Annotated in this window: 4 protein-coding genes, 1 tRNA gene and 2 pseudogenes; 3 read left to right on the top strand and 4 right to left on the bottom strand. The window is 70.2% G+C overall.

Annotated features, from left to right (window positions below; all coding sequences use genetic code 11):
* Positions 1-257 (bottom strand): annotated as a pseudogene (locus ACZ3TS_RS18810) (helix-turn-helix transcriptional regulator); the annotation flags it as partial.
* Positions 258-285: 28 nt separating this feature from the next.
* On the opposite strand from ACZ3TS_RS18810, the pseudogene ACZ3TS_RS18805 reads away from it, so the two are divergent.
* A pseudogene (locus ACZ3TS_RS18805) lies at positions 286-450 on the top strand (site-specific integrase); the annotation flags it as partial.
* A 55-nt stretch (positions 451-505) separates the two neighbouring features.
* Here the strand turns inward: ACZ3TS_RS18805 and ACZ3TS_RS18800 are convergent.
* Positions 506-580: transfer RNA gene (locus ACZ3TS_RS18800), tRNA-Val, on the bottom strand.
* A gap of 210 nt (positions 581-790) precedes the next feature.
* On the opposite strand from ACZ3TS_RS18800, the gene ACZ3TS_RS18795 reads away from it, so the two are divergent.
* On the top strand, positions 791-1,576 hold the full coding sequence (locus tag ACZ3TS_RS18795) for a DUF4097 family beta strand repeat-containing protein (protein ID WP_467619131.1): 786 nt from the start codon (positions 791-793) through the stop codon (positions 1,574-1,576).
* 645 nt (positions 1,577-2,221) lie between these two features.
* On the top strand, positions 2,222-3,562 hold the full coding sequence (locus tag ACZ3TS_RS18790; protein ID WP_467619140.1) for a hypothetical protein: 1,341 nt from the start codon (positions 2,222-2,224) through the stop codon (positions 3,560-3,562).
* 23 nt (positions 3,563-3,585) lie between these two features.
* On the opposite strand, the gene ACZ3TS_RS18785 is transcribed toward ACZ3TS_RS18790, so the two are convergent.
* On the bottom strand, positions 3,586-4,728 hold the full coding sequence (locus ACZ3TS_RS18785; RefSeq protein ID WP_467619139.1) for an amidase domain-containing protein: 1,143 nt from the start codon (positions 4,726-4,728) through the stop codon (positions 3,586-3,588).
* A 163-nt stretch (positions 4,729-4,891) separates the two neighbouring features.
* Entirely contained in the window at positions 4,892-6,175 is a 1,284-nt protein-coding gene (locus ACZ3TS_RS18780; protein ID WP_467619129.1) for a polysaccharide deacetylase family protein, read from the bottom strand.
* Positions 6,176-6,205 lie beyond the last annotated feature (30 nt).

Raw genomic sequence — 6,205 nt, 5'->3', positions numbered from 1 at the left:
TCCACCTTGATCGCCGACACCGCATCGCGGGCCGTACCCGCAGCATCAGCATGGTCGGCCGCCGCATCCGCCGCCTGGCGCCGGAAGGCCCCGGGTGGCATGCCGACCAGCTCGGTGAAGCGGGTGGTGAACGTGCCCAGCGACGCGCAGCCGACCGCAAAGCAGACCTCGGTGACGCTGAGGTCGCCCCGCCGCAGCAGCGCCGTCGCCCGCTCGATGCGACGCGTCATCAGGTACGCGTACGGTGACTCACCGTAGGTCTATGACCTGATCCGCTCCCGCCGCCTGGTCGCGGCCGGCGTGGCTCCTCGCTTGGTGATGGAGATCCTGGGGCACAGCCAGATTGCCGTGACCATGAACGTCTGTACACACGTCGTGCAGGACACCCAGCGCGAGGCGGTGAGCCACATGGACCGGCTGCTCAGGAGGCGCCCGCACTCCGCCGACTGATGTCAGATGTGGATGTCAAAGACCCCCAGCCATGATCGGCCGGGGGTCTTCTTCCTGGTGGGCGCGGACGGTTTCGAACCGCCGACATCCGCCTTGTAAGGGCGGCGCTCTACCGCTGAGCTACGCGCCCGGGACGGGTTGACAGCCTACATTGCCCGAGGGGCTGCCCCGCAAACCCGTATCCGCGCTGACGCGCGGGGAGTCACTGCGGGGGTTATCCCCACCACTGGTCGGGGAGTGCGCCGGATCCTCCCGAGGGCCGTCGATCCGTACGGTCGAAGGGCACTTCGACACTTCGACACTTCGGATCCGTACTTCGGGTTCTCAGGGGGACGACGTCATGGCTCGTACGACAGCGCACAGTGGACTTGCCCGGCGTACTCGAGTGGTCGCCGCCACCGGAGTCGTCGCGGCGCTCGTCGCGACGGCCGCCGCGTGCGGGAACGACGCGGGGGACGATCCGCACCCGGACCACCGTTCCTTCGCGCTGCACGGCCGTACGCTCACCGTCGACTCCGACGACTCGGCGCTGGAGATCGTCCCGGCCGACGGGGACAAGGTCCAGGTCACCCGGTGGTTCAGGGGGACGGTCGTGGTCGGTGGGGACCCCCGGGTGACCTGGGCCATGAAGGACGACCGGCTCGTTCTGCGGCTGAAGTGCTCAGGGCTGGTGGCGGACTGCTCCGCCCGGCACCGCATCGAGGTGCCGCGCGGGGTCGCCCTCAAGGTCGAGGACGGCGACGGGAGCGTGCGGGCCGAGGGCTTCAAGGAGGCGCTGAGCATTCGTACCCGGGACGGTTCGGTGCGGGTGAGCGACTCCACGGGGCCGCTCACGCTGGACAGCGGCGACGGCTCGGTGCGGGCGACGGGGGTGGACTCACGGCGTGTGCACGCCGCGACACAGGACGGCTCGGTCCACCTCGAATTCGCCACCGTGCCCGACCTGGTGGAGTCGAGCAGCGCGGACGGCTCGGTCACGATCGCGTTGCCGCACGGCACGTACCGCGTCACCACCCACTCGCAGGACGGCTCGGTGCATGTGTCGGTCCCCAGGGATCCGGGCAGCTCCCATGTGATCGACGCGCGGACGAAGGACGGGTCGGTCACGGTACGGACGGCGAGGTAGGCCGGAGGGGCCGAGCGGGGGCGAGGTTCGGCCATGGCGCACCGCGAACCGCACGCCCCGTGTGTTCGTCCTCAACCGGTGGGAGAATGACACCGGGCAGGGCGGATGACAGCACGGGAGAGGGATGTGACGGCGACACCACCACAGCCGTGCACGCCGTTTGCGCCATGCGCGCACCACCGACCGCCGAGCTGTCGGCCGGACCTCGCGACCGCCTCGCGTCCCACGGACGCCGGGCGCCATGATCAGCGCACTGCTCGGGGGAGCGCCGGTGCGTCCGGCACCACCGCCCCGTCCACGGTCCACGAATCCACCGGAGACCGTGACACCGCCGACCTCGCCACCGCAGCGTGCACCATCCCCCACCCCGGCACCACCGCCCCGTCCACGGTCCACGACTCCACCGGAGACCGTGACACCGCCGACCTAGCCACCGCAGGGAGCGCCGCCGACATCGCCCCCGCCCGGCACGCCGCCGGACCGCATGCGGCCACCGTGCCCGCCGTGTGGAACGCCACCACGCTGCCGTGGGCCGACGCCGGGCCCGGCTCCGCGGGGCACCGTTCCACACCACGGCCACACCGGCCGGGCGCAGACGTCGCCACCGCCCTCCGCCCCGGCACCACCCCCACCGCCGCATCCCCCCTGCCCACACCCCGGCGCCCCACCCCCGCCCGCGACGCCCTCGCCCTGCTCACCGTCCCCCTGGTCGCCGCCCTCCTCCTCCCCGCGGCCTTCGCCGGAGGCGGGACGCGGCGGTGGTTCGGGGGGCGGGCCGAGGGGCAGCGGGCCGAGGCGCAGGCCGCCAAGGACGCCGCCGCGGCCGCCTTCTACGAGCTCGACACCGCCCAGCGCGATCTGAAGATCTCGATCGAGACCATCGCCGCCGTCGACGACTCCCCCGCCGCCCGTCGCGCGACGGGCGACTTCCAGGCGCTCGGACGACGCATCGACGAGGTCAGTCACCGGTACATCGAGGCCGTCGACGCGCACGACCTCGACCGGGTCGATCTCGAGGCGTCCGCGGCCTCCCGGGCCCGTACCGAACTCACCGCGGCGAAGGACGAACTCACCCGCGTCAAGCAGGAGCTGGATCGTTTCGGCGAGAGCCTCGGGCCGCTGCTCGGAAAGGCCGAGACCCAGCTCGCCCGGCTCGCCCCGGCCGTGGAGCGTGCCCGCCAGGCCCTGCTCGCCGCCAGCAACGCCCTGGACGGCGTCCGGACCTCGGGACTCAAGGCCGACGACCTCGCCGCCCGGCTGGCCGGCCTCGCCCCCGAGCTGACCAAGCTCAACCAGGGAGCGGGACAGCACGGCGTGGCGCAGACCCTGGAACGCGCGGAGCGGGTCGCGCGCAAGGCCGAGGCCGTGCGTACGGAGGCCGAGCGACTGCCGGAGCGGGCCGCCGAGATCGATCATCGGCTCGTCTCGCTGCGCACCCGGGCCCAGGCGCTCACCACCCGTGCCGGTCAGGTCCAGCCCGTACTGAGCGAGCTGCGGCGGCGGTTCGCGGCCGCCTGCTGGCAGGATCTCCAGCACGTGCCCGAGCAGACCGCCGAGACCGTGCGGCAGGCCGAGCTGAAGCTGAAGGAGGCGCAGGCGGCGCGCGACGCCCAGCGCTGGCCGGACGCGACCTCGCTGCTGTCGACCGTACGGGCGCTGCTGAACACGACGGACGAGGCCGTGTCCGCGGCCGGCGACCGGCTGCGGCGGCTCAACGCCGTGCAGAAGGACCCGCAGCAGGAGATCGACCGGACCCGGTTCGCGATCCGGGACGCACAGCGGCTGGCCATGACGGGGCGTACGACTCCCGATCCGCGGCATGCCCGTCCGCTCGACGAATCCGTGGCCCGTCTGGACCGGGCGGTCGCCACGCTGGAGGGCCGACACCCGGACTACTGGCACTTCCTGACCGAGACGGAGGCGGTACGGCAGACGGTCGCCCGGGTGGTGGCCCGGATCCGGGAGGAGCGGGGAGCCGGGAACTGAGCCCGGCCCCCGCGAGGCACCGCTCAGGTGCGGTAGGCGTAGTACGCCGCGTTCGGGTACGACGCGATGATGCTCGCCACCGACCTGTTGTAGGTGTTGGTGGAGTGGTACGTCACGTACGGCACGCCCTGCGGGCTGCGGTAGTTGACAATCATGGTGTGGTCCTTGGACCCGTCCTTGTTGAAGTCCATCTGCAGCACGTCACCCACGTCCATCTGGTAGACGTTGGCGAGGCCGGTGACCCGCTTGGAGGACAGGGCGAACCAGGAGAACTCGTTGACGCCGACGAACGAGTCCGACTGGATCTCGGAGTTGCCGAACCACTTGTGGAAGTCGTACGTGTAGCCGGGTAGGTGCTTCCAGCCGCCCGCCTTCAGGGACTGGCTGACGAAGTTGGTGCAGTCGCCCCCGGCACCCTGCCCGTTGAAGTTCGGGTAGGCCGGGTTGTAGTTGTTCCAGTACTTCTGCGCGTACGCCGCCATGGCCTTGTAGTCGTAGCCGGTGGCCGAGAAGTCCTTCTGCTTGGCCGGCGCGGGCCGCGTGGTGGCCGAGCGGGTCGCCTCGGGCGGCCCGTCGTCGGCGGCGGTGGCCGGTGCGGCCACCGCCGGCTTGGCCACCTGGTTCACCGCGAGGTAGCCGTCGTCGGTGTCGCGGATACCGGCCAGCTGCCAGTCGCCCTGCCGGTCGGCCTTGAACGTCAGCTGGTGGTGGGCCTGGAAGCCGGTCGTCTTCGGCTCGCCACTGCGGGCCTTCTCGTACGTCAGCGTCGTGGTCTCGGTGACCTCGACCGTCGCGCGCCGGCCCTCGACCCGCGTACGGTCGAGCGAGACGCTGGTGTCGGCCGAGCTGTACTTCTCGCCCATCGCCGCGAGTCGGGACTTGCGCCCGCGCAGCGAGGACAGGGCGGAGTCCTCCTGGCGCGACAGCGTGGACGACAGCCGTACGTCGCCGGAGAAGCGGGACGCCAGCGGCTGGCCCCGCTCGGCCTTCCCACCGTCCACCAGGGCGTCCGTGCGGTCGGTGAAGACGGCGTCCGCCAGCCGCTGGAAGGTGGCCTTGGTCGCCGGGTCCACCGCGGGGTCGTCGGCGACGCTCGTCGCACCCGCGCTCCAGTTGGGCAGCAGTGCCGCGCCTGCGACGACCGAGACGGCCGCCGCCGTGAGTATGGTCGCGCGACGCCGCTTACGGCTCAATTTCCTTGATTTCAATGGTGTTCCCCTCTACGCCGGTACACGGATACCGGGAGACGGCATCTTCGCACGGCATGTGTGGCTCCTGTGAAGGGGGTTGCGGCCGAGAGAAGGGGGAACACGGGGCGAACGGCGGTCGTCACTTCACCACGGTCGACCAGTCAGGTGACTGGGCGGGGTCCAGGCTGCGCAAACGCTCCAGCGTCGCGGGCTTCTGCACATCGAGCCAGTCGGCCAGTTCCTTGAAGGACACGCATTTCACGCCCTTCTTGGTGCACACGTCCTTGACGACCTGGTCGATGGCCTTCATGTAGATGCCGCCGTTCCAGTCCTCGAAGTGGTTACCGATGAACAGGGGCGCCCGGCTGCCGTAATAAACGCGGTTGAAACCGGCCATGTACGAGTCCACGGTCGTCTTTTCCCACTGGGGGTACTTGGCCGGGTCGCCCTGGGTCTCGCCATCGGACTGGTTGTAGAGGAAGTTGAAGTCCATCGACAGGCCCTGGTACGAGCCGCCCTCGTACGGAAGCATCTGCAGCGGGAAGTCCCAGATGCCGTTCTTCTTCGCCGGCCATATCTGGAAGTCGCCCGGGGAACTCGCGTCATAGCGCCAGCCGTAGCTCTTCATGGCCTTCAGCAGGTTCGGCTGGCCCTCCAGGCAGGGCGCGCGCCCGCCGCTGACCTCGTTCTTGAAGTCGAAGGGCAGGGGCGGGATGTCCTTGTAGCCGGTGTTGGTCTTCCAGTTCTCCACGAAGGAGTAGAACTGGTCGATCTCGCTCTTCCACTCCTCGACGCTCCAGTCGCCGCCGCCCTTGGCGCCACAGAAGTGGCCGTTGAAGTGGGTGCCGATCTCGTTGCCGTCGTTGTACGCCTCGCGGAGCTGCTCCAGCGTGTCGCGGATGTGCTCGTCGGTGGGGTAGTCGATCGCCGCGTCGCCCGCCGAGTGCTGCGGCCCGTGGTAGAGGTCCTTCTTGCTCTTGGGCAACAGGTAGATGCCTGTGAGGAAGAACGTCATGTGGGCGTCGTACTCCTTGGCCAACTCCCGGTAGTGCGAGAAGAGATGGTCGCTTCCCTCCAGCGCGCCGTCCCAGGAGAAGACGACGAACTGGGGTGGCTTCTCACCGGGTTTGAGCGGCTTCGGCTTCCATTCGCCCTTCTGCGGGCCGGTGTACGAGGTGGACCCGTCACCGATGATCTTCGTCTTGCCGTCCCACTTCGGCGTCTCGGTCGGCCTGGCGGTGGTGCTCTTGCCGTCGCCCTGCCGGGTGCCGGCCGAGGCGGTCGGCGCCGTGTCGTCGTGCCGGGCCACCGCCAGGAAGGTCACCGTCACGGACGCGACAGCGAGGAGGGCCGCCAGCGTGAGGTTCCGGCGGTTGGTGCGGGAAGGACGGGCGCGGCGGCGACGGCCGTTTGTCGTGGTCATGGGCGGCTCGTTCTGCGAGGAGGCGGGGGG

This window comes from Streptomyces sp. NPDC022910, assembly GCF_055561075.1.
Note: the sequence above shows the minus strand (reverse complement) of the source record. Positions and strands in the feature narration are given on the sequence as shown.

Excerpts from the sequence above, each read along its gene's own strand:
- ACZ3TS_RS18780 (WP_467619129.1), bottom strand. The coding sequence starts at position 6,175 with ATGACCACGACAAACGGCCGTCGCCGCCGCGCCCGTCCTTCCCGCACC.
- ACZ3TS_RS18795 (WP_467619131.1), top strand. The coding sequence starts at position 791 with ATGGCTCGTACGACAGCGCACAGTGGACTTGCCCGGCGTACTCGAGTG.